General features: G+C 39.6%; 16 protein-coding genes. 3 read left to right on the forward strand and 13 right to left on the reverse strand.

Annotation, left to right across the window (positions count from 1 at the left end):
- Positions 1 to 27 precede the first annotated feature (27 nt).
- From fadE to CO686_RS08985, 4 genes are all read right to left on the reverse strand, one after another.
- Positions 28 to 1,236, reverse strand: a complete 1,209-nt coding sequence (fadE, locus tag CO686_RS08970; RefSeq protein ID WP_000201480.1) for an acyl-CoA dehydrogenase FadE — start codon at positions 1,234 to 1,236, stop codon at positions 28 to 30.
- Positions 1,237 to 1,480: 244 nt separating this feature from the next.
- A complete protein-coding gene (gene hpf, locus CO686_RS08975) occupies positions 1,481 to 2,029 on the reverse strand; it encodes a ribosome hibernation-promoting factor, HPF/YfiA family (protein ID WP_000599114.1) in 549 nt (182 codons plus the stop codon).
- 79 nt (positions 2,030 to 2,108) lie between these two features.
- On the reverse strand, positions 2,109 to 2,771 hold the full coding sequence (locus CO686_RS08980) for a ComF family protein (protein ID WP_000995722.1): 663 nt from the start codon (positions 2,769 to 2,771) through the stop codon (positions 2,109 to 2,111).
- A complete protein-coding gene (locus CO686_RS08985) occupies positions 2,768 to 4,066 on the reverse strand; it encodes an ATP-dependent helicase ComFA (RefSeq protein ID WP_002880469.1) in 1,299 nt (432 codons plus the stop codon). The genes CO686_RS08980 and CO686_RS08985 overlap by 4 nt, the downstream gene beginning before the upstream one ends.
- Before the next feature lie 56 nt (positions 4,067 to 4,122).
- Between CO686_RS08985 and CO686_RS08990 the strand changes: the two genes are divergently transcribed.
- From CO686_RS08990 to cysK, 3 genes are all read left to right on the forward strand, one after another.
- A complete protein-coding gene (locus tag CO686_RS08990; RefSeq protein ID WP_000395750.1) occupies positions 4,123 to 4,758 on the forward strand; it encodes a YigZ family protein in 636 nt (211 codons plus the stop codon).
- Positions 4,759 to 4,773: 15 nt separating this feature from the next.
- Positions 4,774 to 5,217, forward strand: coding sequence for a PH domain-containing protein (locus CO686_RS08995; RefSeq protein WP_000863902.1), 444 nt, complete (start codon positions 4,774 to 4,776; stop codon positions 5,215 to 5,217).
- Between the two features lie 96 nt (positions 5,218 to 5,313).
- Positions 5,314 to 6,240 (forward strand): cysteine synthase A, encoded by a 927-nt coding sequence (cysK, locus tag CO686_RS09000; RefSeq protein ID WP_000158482.1) that lies wholly within the window; start codon positions 5,314 to 5,316, stop codon positions 6,238 to 6,240.
- 103 nt (positions 6,241 to 6,343) lie between these two features.
- Here cysK and tsf read toward each other — a convergent pair whose 3' ends face one another.
- From tsf to pgsA, 9 genes are all read right to left on the reverse strand, one after another.
- Positions 6,344 to 7,384: a translation elongation factor Ts gene (gene tsf, locus CO686_RS09005; protein WP_000808059.1), complete on the reverse strand. Its 1,041-nt coding sequence runs from the start codon at positions 7,382 to 7,384 to the stop codon at positions 6,344 to 6,346.
- Positions 7,385 to 7,462: 78 nt separating this feature from the next.
- Positions 7,463 to 8,242, reverse strand: coding sequence for a 30S ribosomal protein S2 (gene rpsB / locus CO686_RS09010; RefSeq protein ID WP_000268475.1), 780 nt, complete (start codon positions 8,240 to 8,242; stop codon positions 7,463 to 7,465).
- 224 nt (positions 8,243 to 8,466) lie between these two features.
- Positions 8,467 to 9,675, reverse strand: coding sequence for a peptidoglycan hydrolase PcsB (gene pcsB, locus CO686_RS09015; RefSeq protein ID WP_049501303.1), 1,209 nt, complete (start codon positions 9,673 to 9,675; stop codon positions 8,467 to 8,469).
- Between the two features lie 93 nt (positions 9,676 to 9,768).
- Positions 9,769 to 10,263 carry a rod shape-determining protein MreD gene (gene mreD, locus CO686_RS09020; RefSeq protein WP_049501302.1) on the reverse strand — a complete coding sequence of 165 codons (495 nt, stop codon included), beginning with the start codon at positions 10,261 to 10,263 and terminating at the stop codon, positions 9,769 to 9,771.
- Between the two features lie 2 nt (positions 10,264 to 10,265).
- A complete protein-coding gene (gene mreC, locus CO686_RS09025) occupies positions 10,266 to 11,081 on the reverse strand; it encodes a rod shape-determining protein MreC (protein ID WP_049501301.1) in 816 nt (271 codons plus the stop codon).
- Positions 11,082 to 11,141: 60 nt separating this feature from the next.
- Positions 11,142 to 11,936 (reverse strand): energy-coupling factor transporter transmembrane component T family protein, encoded by a 795-nt coding sequence (locus CO686_RS09030; RefSeq protein WP_000377885.1) that lies wholly within the window; start codon positions 11,934 to 11,936, stop codon positions 11,142 to 11,144.
- Positions 11,929 to 12,768: an energy-coupling factor transporter ATPase gene (locus CO686_RS09035; RefSeq protein ID WP_049501299.1), complete on the reverse strand. Its 840-nt coding sequence runs from the start codon at positions 12,766 to 12,768 to the stop codon at positions 11,929 to 11,931. The genes CO686_RS09030 and CO686_RS09035 overlap by 8 nt, the downstream gene beginning before the upstream one ends.
- Positions 12,753 to 13,580, reverse strand: coding sequence for an energy-coupling factor ABC transporter ATP-binding protein (locus CO686_RS09040; protein WP_049501298.1), 828 nt, complete (start codon positions 13,578 to 13,580; stop codon positions 12,753 to 12,755). The genes CO686_RS09035 and CO686_RS09040 overlap by 16 nt, the downstream gene beginning before the upstream one ends.
- Positions 13,577 to 14,122, reverse strand: coding sequence for a CDP-diacylglycerol--glycerol-3-phosphate 3-phosphatidyltransferase (gene pgsA, locus CO686_RS09045; protein WP_049501297.1), 546 nt, complete (start codon positions 14,120 to 14,122; stop codon positions 13,577 to 13,579). The genes CO686_RS09040 and pgsA overlap by 4 nt, the downstream gene beginning before the upstream one ends.
- Positions 14,123 to 14,132 lie beyond the last annotated feature (10 nt).

Consider the following 14,132-nt stretch of genomic DNA (forward strand, 5'->3'; position numbering starts at 1 on the left):
AGAAATCCTTCAATCGCCCTTCTGACATTAAACAAAGGCACCTAGTCCAGTAATCTCACGACCAACAATCAAGGCATTCACTTCGTGTGAACCTTCATAGGTATAGATTGATTCAGCATCTGCAAAGAAACGAGCAACGTCTGTCTCAAGTGTAATACCATTACCTCCGCAAGTTTCACGAGCAAGGGCAACTGTTTCGCGCATCACCAAGGAATTGTGCATCTTAGCAAGAGCAGAGTTAAGCATCAATTCATTACCTTTCTCTTGCATCTCAGCAATACGAGTTGAATAAGCAATAACTGCTACAGCATTTGCTTGCATACGAGCCAATTTTTCTTGAACAATTTGGAATTTGGCAATTGGACGTTTGAACTGTTCGCGATCTTTAGCATATTTAAGAGCTGCTACATAAGATCCACAAGTCACTCCCATAGCAATGTGAGCAACGTCCGCACGAGTGAAGGTCAAGATACGGGCTACATCACCAAAACCATTGATATTTACCAAACGGTCTGAATCTGGAACCTCTACATTCTTCATAGTAATATGGCCATTGCGGACACAACGAAGAGCAATCTTATGTGGGATTGGTTCCGCATGATATCCCGGAGCTCCCTTACGAACGATAAAGCATTTCACCTTGCCATCCGCAACATCACGAGCAAATACAGGAACGACATCCGCAGTATCTGAACCACCAATCCAGCGTTTTTCACCATTTAGAATCCACTTGTCTCCAACACGTTCTGCAGTAGTTGCAAGTCCTCCAGCAATATCAGAACCTGAAAGAGGTTCAGTCAAAGCGAAGCAACCTTGCCAATCAAATGCAGCTAGTTTTGGAAGAAATTCTTTTTGTTGACGCTCATCACCACCCAAGAGAATTGTGTTGTAGCAAAGTCCGCCATGAACGGTGTAGAATGTTGCCATAGAAGCATCGAAGCGAGCAAGTTCAAGATACAAGAAAGCAATATAAAGTTCAGATGGTTTCCAGCTACCTTCACGTCCCTCAAACAATTTTGGATTGTTCATAATTTGAGCGCCCTTAGCCACAGCATAGAATTCTTCAAAAGGAAAATCAGGTTTTTCCCAGTATTCATTAATAACCGGACGGAGATGTTTCTCAATCAAACGGCGAGTTTCTTGTAAAACCTCTGCTTCTCCCAAAGTTAGACCATCCGCATAGTGAAAAAGGTCCTCAGGATATAGTTCGCGTAAAATTTCTTCTTTTGTTGCCATAGTCATGACTCCTTTATTTGTTATAAGAGCGCTTACATTTTTGTATTCGCTATTTGTTGACAACCCCATTCTATCCCTTAGGGTATTATTTTGTCTACTTAATAAATATAAATACCCCTATAAGTTCAGATTATAGGGGTCGATTCTGACTGTTTAATCAAGGATTTCCTGTTTTTTCTTACTTATTTCCGCATAAGAAAAAGTGGTTTACTGATTTGTAAACCACTTTTTTGTTATTTCAATTTTATGATTCTTTGACTTCTAGTAAACCAACTTCACCATCTTCACGGCGATACAAAACATTAGTTGTTTGATCTTCTACATCTACATAAATAAAGAAATCATGTCCCAATAAATCCATTTGAAGAAGGGCTTCTTCTAAATCCATTGGCTTCAAATCAATTTGTTTTGAACGAACGACTTTGGGTTGCACAACATCTGCATCTTCAACTAGAGCATCTGTAAAGAGTTGACTTGTCGCAACTTTACTTTTATTCTTACGTTCGATTTTAGTTTTATTTTTACGAATCTGACGTTCAATTTTATCTGTTACAAGATCGATAGAACCATACATATCTTGAGAAATATCTTCAGCACGAAGAGTGATAGATCCAAGCGGAATTGTTACTTCAACCTTTGCTGTTTTTTCACGGTAAACTTTCAAGTTCACACGTGCATCCAACTCCTGCTCAGGTTGGAAATACTTTTCGATCTTTTCGAGTTTAGAAACTACATAATCACGAATTGCTTCTGTTACTTCTAGGTTTTCACCACGGATACTATATTTAATCATATAAGTACCTTCTTTCTAAACATTTTTGTTTTTCTAACTATATTATAACGCTTTCATTTTCATTTTGCAAATTTTTTCCTCATCTTACAAGGGAAAAAGTTTTAACTTCCAAAGCACCTGCTTCTTCCAAAAGTCGTTTCACACGATTCACAGTTGCCCCTGTTGTATAGATGTCATCAATCAGCAAAATCTTCTTGGGAAGTGAGATTCCATCTTTAATAAAAAATGGAATTTCAGTAGCTAACCTTTCTAAACGGCTTTTAGAAGAACTAGCACTCTCTTCTCTTTTTCCTAATATATCTTTGAAAGAAAAGCCTGCTGCCTCAACCAAACCTTCGACTTGGTTAAACCCCCTCTCAAGCAATCTTTCAGGGCTTAGGGGAATCAACACAAATTGATATCCTCTATACTTTTTCAGCTCCTCAGCAAGAACAGAAGCAAAAACCTTTCTAAGCAAAAAATCGCCATCAAACTTATATCGACTGAAAAAGTCTTTCATAGCTTGATTATAGGTAAAGATTGCCTTATGATCAACCTGAATTCCTTCTTTACACCAAAGTTTACAATCTTGACACTTAGTTGACATGCCTGTTTTCATACAGTTTGGGCAATAATTCTCACCAATCCTCTCAAAACTAGAAGCACAAGCTGAGCAAAGATAACTGCAATCATCCTTCAAAAGGAAGAGACTGCTAAAAGTCAGCTCACTCTTTGTAGTCTGGCCACATAATAAACAGTTCATAACCCTGCCTCCTTATTCATATTCTTGATTTCCTTGATTGCCTTTTTGATGGAAGCATTTAATCCATCATGAAAGAAGAGCAACTCACCAGTTGGTCTGTCCATACTGCGTCCAACTCGCCCTCCAATCTGAATCAAACTAGACTTGGTAAAGAGACGATGATTAGCTTCTACTACGAAAACATCCACACAAGGGAAGGTAACCCCGCGTTCCAAGATTGTCGTACTGATCAGTATTGTTAGTTCTCCATCTCGAAAAGCTTGCACCTGCTCTAATCGGTCTTCTGTCACAGAAGACACAAAGCCGATATTCTCATTCGGGTACTGCTCCTTCAAGATTTCTTTTAGTTTTTCACCTTTCTTAATCTCTGATGCAAAAATCAGTAAGGGATAACCTGTTCTTCTCTGTTTCTCAATATAAGTCTTTAACTTGGTTGACAATTGATTTTTCTCTAAACAGCGATTAAAATCCGATAACCAGACTGGTTTAGGAATAATCAAAGGATTTCCATGAAACCGTCTCGGCAAGCTTAATCTTTTTAATTCCCCTGTGCGAACCTTCCTATCTAACTCATCTGTAGAAGTTGCCGTAAGGAATATCCTCAATCCATCCTCCTTTACACTATTCTTTACAGCATAGTAAAGCATAGTGTTGTCAACATAAGGAAAGGCATCTACCTCATCCACTATCAACAAATCAAAAGCATGATAAAATTTTAATAACTGATGAGTTGTTGCAACTACTAAGGGAGTTCGAAAATAGGGCTCTGATTCGCCATGGAGTAGCGCTATATCGCAAGCAAAGTCATTCTGCAGTCGCTTATACAGTTCTAAACACACATCAATTCGAGGACTGGCCAAACAAACTGCACCACCATCATCAATCACTTTAGCCACAACTTGATAAATCATCTCTGTCTTTCCAGCTCCTGTCACAGCGTGAACCAAGGTTGGCTCTTGCTTGTCTACCGCCTGAAGCAGTCCCTCTGACACTTTTTCTTGAAAAGGTGTTAACTGACCACGCCATTTGAGGACGTCTTGCTTAGGAAAATCCTCTTGAGGAAAATAGTATAAAGCTTTATCACTCCTGATTCTCTTCATCAGTAAACACTCCCTACAATAGTAAGCGCTGATAGGCAAATACCATTCTTCTAGAATCAAACTATTACAACGTTGACAAAACAGTTTCCCCTTCTCTTTTCTCATTGCTGGCAGTCTCACTGCTTCCTGTCGTTCTTCTTCCGTTAATTCTTTCTCAGTAAACAAGCGACCGAGATAATTTGGATTTACTTTCATACTTTAATATTCGTAAAAATATAGCGCTTTAGGTAATTTTTTAGTACAATTAAATCATGGAATTTAGAACAATTAAAGAGGATGGGCAGGTCCAAGAAGAAATCAAAAAATCACGCTTTATCTGTCATGCCAAGCGTGTCTATAGTGAAGAAGAAGCTCGTGACTTTATCACTGCTATCAAAAAAGAACACTACAAAGCCACCCATAACTGCTCTGCTTTTATTGTAGGGGAACGCAGTGAGATCAAGCGTACGAGTGATGATGGCGAACCTAGTGGTACTGCTGGAGTCCCTATGCTTGGCGTCTTAGAAAATCATAATCTTACCAATGTCTGCGTAGTAGTTACTCGTTACTTTGGTGGAATTAAGTTAGGCGCTGGAGGTTTGATTCGTGCTTACGCAGGTAGTGTGGCCTTGGCTGTCAAAGAAATTGGCATTATTGAAATCAAAGAGCAGGCTGGCATAGCCATTCAGATGTCTTACGCTCAGTATCAAGAATATGGCAATTTTCTTAAAGAACATCATCTCATGGAGCTGGATACAAACTTTACAGATCAAGTTGATACAATGATTTATGTTGATAAGGAAGAGAAAGAAAATATCAAGTCTGCTCTTGTAGAGTTTTTTAATGGAAAGGTTACTTTAACAGATCAAGGTTTACGAGAAGTTGAAGTTCCTGTAAACTTAGTGTAAACAAAGGAGAAATACATGGCGTTTGGAAAATTTATTCAAGGACTTGCTGGTAACTTCAGCGAGGAAAACAAAGAGACTCTTATCAAAGAATATGGTCAATATCTACTAGAGAATGAAGAAATTCAAAGTGGATATAAACTTATTCGAGATTCAATCATCTTTACAAATATCCGTATTATTTTTACAGATAAGCAAGGTGCCACTGGTCGCAAGGTGTCTGTTAAGTCACTCTTTTTGATGAACATTGTAAACGTTGAAATGGAAACTGCTGGAGCAGGTATAGATGATAGTGAGATTAGAATCACTTATTTAGAAAATATCTTTCTAAAAGCACACAATGAGCACCTGAGTTTCCATAAATTTGAATTCCCTAAAAAAACGGACATCCTTCCGCTTTACACCTATTTATTAGAATTGGCTTATCACAATCGATTAAAAATTAATGGCTTAGACCTTTGATATAAAAAAATCCTATCACTTTGATAGGATTTCTATATTTTACAAATAGCTTTAAGCGCGTTATACTAGTATCATCTTATACAAAGAGGTATATCTATGACTATTTATAATAATATCACTGAACTAATTGGACAAACACCGATTGTTAAACTTAACAATATTGTTCCAGAGGGTGCTGCAGATGTCTATGTTAAACTAGAAGCTTTTAACCCTGGATCGTCAGTAAAAGACCGTATTGCCCTTAGCATGATTGAAAAAGCAGAACAAGATGGTATTCTAAAACCGGGAGCTACTATTGTTGAAGCAACGAGTGGAAACACTGGTATCGGTCTTTCATGGGTTGGTGCCGCTAAAGGATATAAAGTTGTTATCGTCATGCCTGAAACGATGAGTGTGGAACGACGTAAGATTATCCAAGCCTATGGTGCTGAACTCGTCCTTACTCCTGGTAGCGAAGGAATGAAAGGGGCTATTGCCAAAGCTCAGGAAATCGCCGCTGAACGAGACGGCTTCCTTCCACTCCAATTTAATAATCCAGCTAATCCAGAAGTGCACGAAAGAACAACAGGAGCTGAAATACTGGCTGCTTTCGGTTCTGATGGACTAGATGCTTTTGTGGGTGGTGTTGGTACTGGTGGAACGATCTCAGGTGTTTCTCACGCTCTCAAAACAGCAAATTCAAACATTCAAGTTTATGCAGTTGAGGCAGACGAGTCAGCTATCTTGTCTGGGGAAAAACCAGGACCTCATAAAATTCAAGGAATCTCAGCTGGATTTATTCCTGAAACGCTTGATACAAAAGCCTATGATGGTATTGTCCGTGTAACGTCAGATGATGCTCTAGCCCTTGGCCGTGAAATTGGTGGAAAAGAAGGCTTCCTTGTTGGGATTTCTTCAGCTGCAGCGATTTACGGGGCAATTGAGGTTGCCAAGAAATTAGGTAAAGGTAAGAAAGTCCTTGCTTTAGCACCAGATAACGGCGAACGTTATTTGTCTACAGCACTCTATGAATTTGAAGTGTAGCCTCCTAAATGCACTTAGCCCTTATTAAAGGGCTTTTTGTTTACTCATACAGACTCTACTCTCTAGACAAAAAGAAGAAGGAAGCAATTTGCTTCCTTTTCTATTAGTTATTCAAGGCTGCTGCCATTGTAGCTGCAACTTCTGCTTCAAAGTCGTTTGCAGCTTTCTCGATACCTTCACCAACTTCAAAGCGAGCGAACTCAACTACTGAAGCATTTACTGATTCAAGGTAAGCTTCAACTGTCTTGCTGTCATCCATGATGTATACTTGTGCAAGAAGTGTGTATGCTTGGTCAACTTTGGTGTTGTCAAGCATGAAGCGGTCCATTTTACCTGGGATGATTTTGTCCCAGATTTTTTCTGGTTTGCCTTCTGCAGCCAACTCAGCTTTGATATCAGCTTCAGCTTGAGCAATCACTTCATCAGTCAATTGTGCTTTTGATCCATACTTCAAGTGTGGAAGAGCTGGTTTACCAACCATTGCACGGCTTTCGTTATCTTGGTCGATTACGTGGTTCAATTGTGCCAACTCATCTTTAACGAATTGCTCATCCAATTCTTTGTAAGAAAGAACTGTTGGTTTCATCGCAGCAATGTGCATTGAGATTTGTTTAGCAAGCGCTTCGTCTCCACCTTCGATTACAGAGATAACACCGATACGTCCACCATTGTGTTGGTATGCTCCGAAGTGTTGTGCATCTGTTTTTTCAAGCAAAGCAAAACGACGGAATGAGATTTTTTCACCGATTGTAGCTGTTGCAGATACATATGCAGCTTCAAGAGTTTCACCTGAAGGCATTGTCAAAGCAAGAGCTTCTTCGTTGTTAGCTGGTTTTCCTTCAGCGATTACTTTAGCTGTTGCGTTTACCAAGTCAACGAATTGAGCGTTTTTCGCAACGAAGTCAGTTTCGGCATTTACTTCAACTACTGCTGCAACGTTACCGTTAACAAATACACCAGTCAAACCTTCAGCTGCAACACGGTCAGCTTTCTTAGCTGCCTTCGCCATACCTTTTTCACGAAGCAATTCAATCGCTTTTTCGATGTCACCGTCTGTTTCTACAAGCGCTTTTTTAGCGTCCATAACACCGGCACCAGATTTTTCACGCAACTCTTTTACAAGTTTAGCTGTAATTTCTGCCATTTTGATTCTCCTATATTTTTTAAAAATAGGAGAGCTGGGCTAGGCCCCGCCCTCCTAGGTAATTACTATTTATATGAATTAAGCGTTGTCGCCTTCTACAACTTCAACGATTTCTTCGATTGAGTCAGCTTGAGCTTCTGAAGCTGCAAATTCTGCTTCAACTGCTGCTGCGTCTTCACCTTGACGTCCTTCGATGATAGCGTCAGCCAATTTAGCTGTGATCAATTTAACAGCGCGGATAGCGTCATCGTTAGCTGGGATGATTACATCGATATCGTCTGGGTCAGTATTTGTGTCAACCATCGCTACAACTGGGATACCCAATTTTTTAGCTTCTTTAACAGCGATTTGTTCTTTATGTGGGTCAACTACGTACATTACATCAGGGATACGAGGCATGTCTTCGATACCACCCAAGAATTTTTCAAGACGTGCACGTTGTTTGTTAAGAAGTGCAACTTCTTTCTTAGGAAGAACGTCGAAGATTCCTTCTTCTTCCATACGTTTGATTTCTTTCAAACGAGCGATACGTTTTTGGATAGTTCCCCAGTTAGTAAGAGTTCCACCCAACCAACGGTGGTTGATGTAGTATTGACCTGAACGTTCTGCTTCTTCTTTAACAGCGTCAGCAGCTTGTTTTTTAGTACCAACAAACAATACAACTGCATCGTTAGCTGCAGCATCACGCATAAAGTCGTATGCTTGGTCAGCGTATTTTACAGTTTGTTGCAAGTCGATAACGTGGATTCCGTTACGCTCAGTGAAGATGTACTTAGCCATCTTAGGGTTCCAGCGACGAGTTTGGTGACCAAAGTGTACACCAGCCTCAAGAAGTTGTTTCATTGAAATTACTGCCATGAGTATTTCTCCTTTTTGTTTTTTTCCTCTCCTCGACTTCAACTTGCAAAACGACCCGAGGGCAACAGTCTCACAATTCATCAAGAATGAGTATTATCGTTTACACGACAAGTTTCATTTTATCACATTTTAGCCATATTTTCAAGTGGTTTTGATATATTTCGGCCTTGCTTTCGATAAAAAATAATAAAAGAGACTCGCATCGAGCCTCTTCGTTTCATTCATTAGTTTGGATAGATGTAAGTAACATAACCTTCAGAAGTTGTAGTTGGGTTGAACCATCCACGTTTGTTACCGATTGTACGATTTCCACCATAGTTTGATTCTGATACTTGAATGCTAGTTGATGATGAAACTGCTGTAACAACCGCTACGTGTCCATATCCACCGTCATTCCAACATGCAATCGCACCAACTTGTGGAGTTGATCCAGTACGGAATCCTGCAGCTGCTGCACTTGTAGCCCACTGCGCTCCGTTACCCCAGTAATCTCCAGCCCAAGGTGCTAATGTTTTAGCTCCCCAAGTACATTCACCAGTTGGATAACTTGAAGCATTTGTACTGTATGTTGGACGTTGTCTAGTTGGAGTCGGAGCAGGTGCTGGAGTGTAGCTTGAATCATCATCTGATGAAGAGCTTGAAGTTGCTTGCACTTGATCTGAAAGTGTTGTATTTCCAGAAGCAACAACTGATTGTTGTTGGCTTGTTTGACGTGCTTTATAAGCCGCTTCTGCTTCGGCTGCTGCTTTCGCTTCTGCCTCTGCTGCTGCTTTTTGTTCCAATAAAGTAGCTTTATCGCTTTCTGCAGTAGCTTTCTCTGCAGCAAGGTTTAACTCAGCAACTTTCAACTCTGCTTGTTTTGTTGTCAATGCTTGTGCATCGTCAGCAAGCGTTTGTTGGTTCGCAATGACAGTGTTGATTGCTTCATTGTTTGCAACCTGTTTTTCAGCGATAGATTTCTTATCAGCTTTCTGTTGTTCCAACATTTTGTTGTTAGCTGATACAATCTCGCTCATTGCTGCAACACGTGAAATAGCTTCTGTAATTGATTTTGAGTTTACAATTGTATTGATATAGCTAGTTGCAGCACCGTTTGTTTGTGCACTACGTGCTTGTTTTTCCAAAGATTCATTACGAGCAACAATGTTCTTAGAAAGCTCTGTAATTTCTCCTTCAAGTTTTTTAGATTCAGCTTGTAGAGTTTCGTTCTCAGCTTCCAAGTTTGTTTGTTGAGTTTGGATAGCTGTAACTTGCGTTTGGATTTCATCTACTTGTTTTTGAGCTTCTTTTTGTTGAGATGTCAAATTACTAATCTTACTATCTTGAGCAGCAATTTTTTCATCAGTTGTTTCAGCATGAACAGTTGTTAATACCGCCGCTTGTGAAACCAATACTGTACTTAACAAAAGTGACGCTAAGATTTTTTTCTTCATATTATGTAGATACTCCTTCTATTTAAGACATTACTAGTATACCAAAAAAAGACATAATAAATATTACGCCTTTGTTACATTTTTATTTCTTTCTTATAGATAACATTTTTCAAAAATATATTGGAAAACAAGCATCCATAAAAAGTTTAAAATCATTGATGGGACAAGGCTATAGACGATGAAAACTGGCATCGATTCTACTGTAAACCCCATAGCAAGAGCGAGGAGATAGCTCCCCATATCAAATAGGAAACTCATCACAACTATTGTTAACATTCTTGTCCAACGGTTTAGCAAAATTACACTATTAAATTTATGGAGTGAAGCACCTATTAAGATAAATAGAAGCGTCGCAATTCCTATCAAGTGGAAAAAATAGATATCGTACACCAAACCCACTATACAGCAATAAGCTAGATAGAGATATTCTGAAACCTCTATTGTCTCAAACAAGAGAAATAAAAACAGAAAATGACTTGCTAAATGAAAGTGAGGGAAGAAGGATCCCGCTAATTGTCCAATATGTGCATCAATTAGTACAACAAAAGGGAGTAAAAAGAAAATACCAATTTGTTTTAACAGTCTCATTGCTAATTCCCCACTAACTCTACCACATGAAGATTTTTGGTGTCAGCACTTAACTTTACTGTTACTTCCTTTGTTAGATAATCACTGCTGTGTGTTGTAGCAACAACCTCGCCAACAGGAATATCCTTAACATTAAAGTTTCCGAGCCCCCCTGTCGTCACCTTGTCTCCCGCGCTAATTTCACTGTTACTATTTAATTGGCTAATTTTAAGCAGTTCTGACTCCTTATCATAACCAACGATAATCCCGTAAATTTCAGTAGAGCCATGCAGGATTTTAACAGAAATTTTGTCTGAATTTTCGGTATTTGTCAATAGATTGACCGTTGTTGAATGATCCTCCACCTTTGAAACACTACCAATCAAGCCCCCGTTTGCAATGGCCAACATATTTTCAGAAGCTCCTTTTGAACTTCCCGCATCAATTGTTAACTCTTGTTTCCAAGATACTGGAGCTCGCATAATCACATCTGCTGCAATGGTTTTTGTAGCCTGCAATTTTGACTTCATATCCAGCAACTGACGTAATTGTTCATTTTCATTTTTTAAACTTTCTGATTGATTAGACTCCACCTCTAGTTGATAGAGCTGTTTTTTTAGACTCTCATTTTCATTGTAAGTCTGCGTCAAATGTCCCAAATCCGATTTGAAAGTATCAAACCACTGAAAGGGTTTTTGAACAATTCTATCTACTAAGGAAATCCCATCTCCTAGTTTCGTCACAATAGCGCTTGAATAGGTTGTCACTAATAGAACAGAAACTGCCAGAACTGTGACAAAAACGATGATTAGATATTTTGATTTTTTAAAACGGTTCATATTCCTACCTTTATACTAAAAACCTGCTACTGTGAGCTTCTTATCAATCCTACAAACCTACTAAGATTTTAAGAAAAATAAGAAACATCCCAGTATCAAAATCACAAGAATTGCCAGTGTATCCTTTTGACTCCATCTCAATTGTCTATACTGACTTCTACCCTTTCCTCCCTGATAACCACGCGCTTCCATCGCTATTGCCAATGAATCTGCACGCTTTAAGCTCGTCGCAAAAAGAGGAATTAAAATTGGAATCATAGCCTTTACTTTTTGAACGATGCTGCCTTCGCCAAAGTCAACTCCACGGGCTTTCTGAGCATTCATAATTCGCGTCGTGTCATCCATCAATGTTGGAACAAAACGCAAACTCATTGATAACATGAGGCCAATTTCATGAACGGGAACTTTCACACGTTTTAGCGGTGCTAAAAGAGCTTCAACTGCGGTTGCCAGACTCAAAGGCATGGTCGTTAATGTTAGCAAGGTTGAAAAGAAAATAATCAACACAAAACGACAGAAAATGATTCCTGCTTGTTGCAAAGCATAATCCGTTATTCTTATAAAAGAAAACTCAAATAGGACATTTCCACTTGAAATGAAAAAGAGCTGAAAAAGAGTCGTAAAGGCGATCAAAAAGAACATGGATTTTAATCCCTGAACGAAAAATGAGAGAGAAACGCCCGATAATGCGATAAATATACCTGTCGCTACAAACAGAACGAGATTGGTGAGAGGATTATTGGCCCAAAATACAATCAAAATCAGCAGGATCATGGCAAGCAATTTACTACGTGGATCCAAGCGATGAATGATGGAATCTCCTGGTATATAACGCCCTAAAATCATACTATCCATTTAGCGACTCCTTAAACTCCTCTATCTTGATTGGCAGTTTTTTAAAAGCTACACCTCTATCTGCCAAACGCTTACAAAAGGCTGTGATTTTAGGCACACCTAACTGTACCTTTTCCATTGAGGCTACATCTTGAAAGACATCACTTGGTTTGCCACTTTTGACCAAACGCCCCTTTTCCATAACATAAACCTGATTAGCATATGCAGCTACATCATCCATCAAATGCGTTACCAGAACGATTGTCATTCCAGAAAGGTGGAGTTCTTTAAACAAGGTCATCAATTCTTTTCTGCCCAAAGGATCAAGCCCTGCTGTCGGCTCATCCAAAACCAAAACAGTTGGCTCCATCGCTAGCATACCTGCTATAGCCACACGTCTCATCTGGCCACCCGAAAGTTCAAACGGGCTACGCTCAAAGAGTGACTCATCGATGCCTACCAAGGCTAACTTTTCACGCGCAATTTTCTTGGCCTCTTCCTCAGAAACTCCAAAATTTTGCGGTCCAAATGCAACATCTTTCAAAACAGTCTCTTCGAAAATCTGATTTTCAGCAAATTGAAACACTAGACCAACCTGCTTTCGAATCTGACGAATTTCTTTATTGGTTGATGTAGGGGTAATGACAGTATCAAAAACTCGAACAGAACCCTTACTTGGTACCAATAGGCCATTTAAAAGCTGTAAAATCGTTGATTTCCCACTACCTGTGTGCCCTACCAAAGCCGTATAGGAACCATCCTCAATCGTCAAGGAAACATCAGTCAAGGCTGATGAAGATAGGGGAGTCCCCTCTTGATAGGTAAAGCTCACATTTTCTAGAGTAATTCCCATAACTTGTCCTCTAGCTCTCTTTCTGTCAAATAGCCATCCGGCAACTGATAGCCAGTCTCTCTCAAAGAGCCTCTCAATTGATTAGCAAAAGGCTCATCTAACCCTATCTGGTCAAGGTCATCCCGAGAAAAAAGTTCTCTTGGGCTACTGGTTGACTCCACTTGGCCTTTTTTCATGACCAAGACACGGTCACTCATCGCAACTTCCTCTAAATCATGTGTAATGGAGACGACTGTCATCTGGTGGTCTTTTCGAATCTCTTGAACTGTCTGAATCAGTTCTCTGCGTCCCTCAGGATCCAACATACTTGTAGCCTCGTCCAAAATCAAAATAGCTGGTCTCAGGGCAACAACTCCCGCAATAGCCACACGCTGTTTTTGTCCACCAGATAAACGAGCTGGTTCTCTATTCTTAAAGTCCAGCATCCCTACCAACTCCAAAGATTCGGCCACTCTCTTCTTCATTTCTTCACGAGGAAGTCCCTGATTTTCTAAACCAAAGGCAACATCATCTTCAACAGTCGCCCCCACAAATTGGTTATCTGGATTTTGAAAAACCATACCAATTTGTCGACGCAAGTCCCAAACATTCTCAGAGGACAACAATTGCCCATCTATCCAGATTTCCCCAGACTCTGCTTCAAGCAATCCATCAATCAAACGGATAGTTGTCGATTTCCCACTCCCGTTATGACCTACAATCGAAAGCCATTCTCCCCGTTTCACGTGAAACGAGACATTATTAACATCATAATGATCCTGGTCTTCCTTATAACGAAAAGACAGATCTTTTACTTCAATAATCGATTTCATTTTGAACCAAATGTTCCTTTGAATACATGAGCGCTACCCTTAAAATAATCATAACCAGAGTAGATAGTGAAAAACAAAGCGATATAAAGCAACAGCTGACCAATTAAATTCCAATGTAAGAGCAAAAAGATAATGGCAAACATCTGACTAAAGGTCTTGATTTTCCCTGGCATAGCTGCTGCTAGAACTGTCCCTCCCGTCTCAACAAGCAACAAGCGCAAGCCTGTCACCGCAAGTTCACGACAAATGATAATAGCAACAACCCAAGCTGGAGCCATACCTAACTCAATTAACATGATAAAAGCTGACATAACCAACAGCTTATCAGCCATCGGATCTGCAAATTTTCCAAAATTGCTGACTACATTCCATTTACGAGCAAGGTAGCCATCAAGATAATCCGTTACACTAGCAACTGCAAAGATGATCGTTGCTAGCAAATGACTGCCTTGTGAATGGCCCAAAGTCAAAATAAGAATAAAGAGAGGTATAAAGAGAATTCTACCAATAGTTAATACATTAGGAATTTGTTCTTTTTTCATTGATTTTTCC

Origin of the sequence: Streptococcus oralis, from assembly GCF_002386345.1 — a bacterium.
Lineage (GTDB): Bacteria > Bacillota > Bacilli > Lactobacillales > Streptococcaceae > Streptococcus > Streptococcus oralis_S.

What these genes read in the sequence shown, in the direction of transcription:
- CO686_RS09035 (WP_049501299.1), bottom strand. Translation starts at nt 12,768, where the DNA reads ATGGGAATTACTCTAGAAAATGTGAGCTTTACCTATCAAGAGGGGACT.
- pcsB (WP_049501303.1), bottom strand. Translation starts at nt 9,675, where the DNA reads ATGAAGAAAAAAATCTTAGCGTCACTTTTGTTAAGTACAGTATTGGTT.
- mreC (WP_049501301.1), bottom strand. Translation starts at nt 11,081, where the DNA reads ATGAACCGTTTTAAAAAATCAAAATATCTAATCATCGTTTTTGTCACA.
- pgsA (WP_049501297.1), bottom strand. Translation starts at nt 14,122, where the DNA reads ATGAAAAAAGAACAAATTCCTAATGTATTAACTATTGGTAGAATTCTC.
- CO686_RS09040 (WP_049501298.1), bottom strand. Translation starts at nt 13,580, where the DNA reads ATGAAATCGATTATTGAAGTAAAAGATCTGTCTTTTCGTTATAAGGAA.
- CO686_RS09030 (WP_000377885.1), bottom strand. Translation starts at nt 11,936, where the DNA reads ATGGATAGTATGATTTTAGGGCGTTATATACCAGGAGATTCCATCATT.
- CO686_RS08995 (WP_000863902.1), top strand. Translation starts at nt 4,774, where the DNA reads ATGGCGTTTGGAAAATTTATTCAAGGACTTGCTGGTAACTTCAGCGAG.
- tsf (WP_000808059.1), bottom strand. Translation starts at nt 7,384, where the DNA reads ATGGCAGAAATTACAGCTAAACTTGTAAAAGAGTTGCGTGAAAAATCT.
- cysK (WP_000158482.1), top strand. Translation starts at nt 5,314, where the DNA reads ATGACTATTTATAATAATATCACTGAACTAATTGGACAAACACCGATT.
- CO686_RS08980 (WP_000995722.1), bottom strand. Translation starts at nt 2,771, where the DNA reads ATGAACTGTTTATTATGTGGCCAGACTACAAAGAGTGAGCTGACTTTT.
- mreD (WP_049501302.1), bottom strand. Translation starts at nt 10,263, where the DNA reads ATGAGACTGTTAAAACAAATTGGTATTTTCTTTTTACTCCCTTTTGTT.
- rpsB (WP_000268475.1), bottom strand. Translation starts at nt 8,242, where the DNA reads ATGGCAGTAATTTCAATGAAACAACTTCTTGAGGCTGGTGTACACTTT.
- fadE (WP_000201480.1), bottom strand. Translation starts at nt 1,236, where the DNA reads ATGGCAACAAAAGAAGAAATTTTACGCGAACTATATCCTGAGGACCTT.
- CO686_RS08985 (WP_002880469.1), bottom strand. Translation starts at nt 4,066, where the DNA reads ATGAAAGTAAATCCAAATTATCTCGGTCGCTTGTTTACTGAGAAAGAA.
- hpf (WP_000599114.1), bottom strand. Translation starts at nt 2,029, where the DNA reads ATGATTAAATATAGTATCCGTGGTGAAAACCTAGAAGTAACAGAAGCA.
- CO686_RS08990 (WP_000395750.1), top strand. Translation starts at nt 4,123, where the DNA reads ATGGAATTTAGAACAATTAAAGAGGATGGGCAGGTCCAAGAAGAAATC.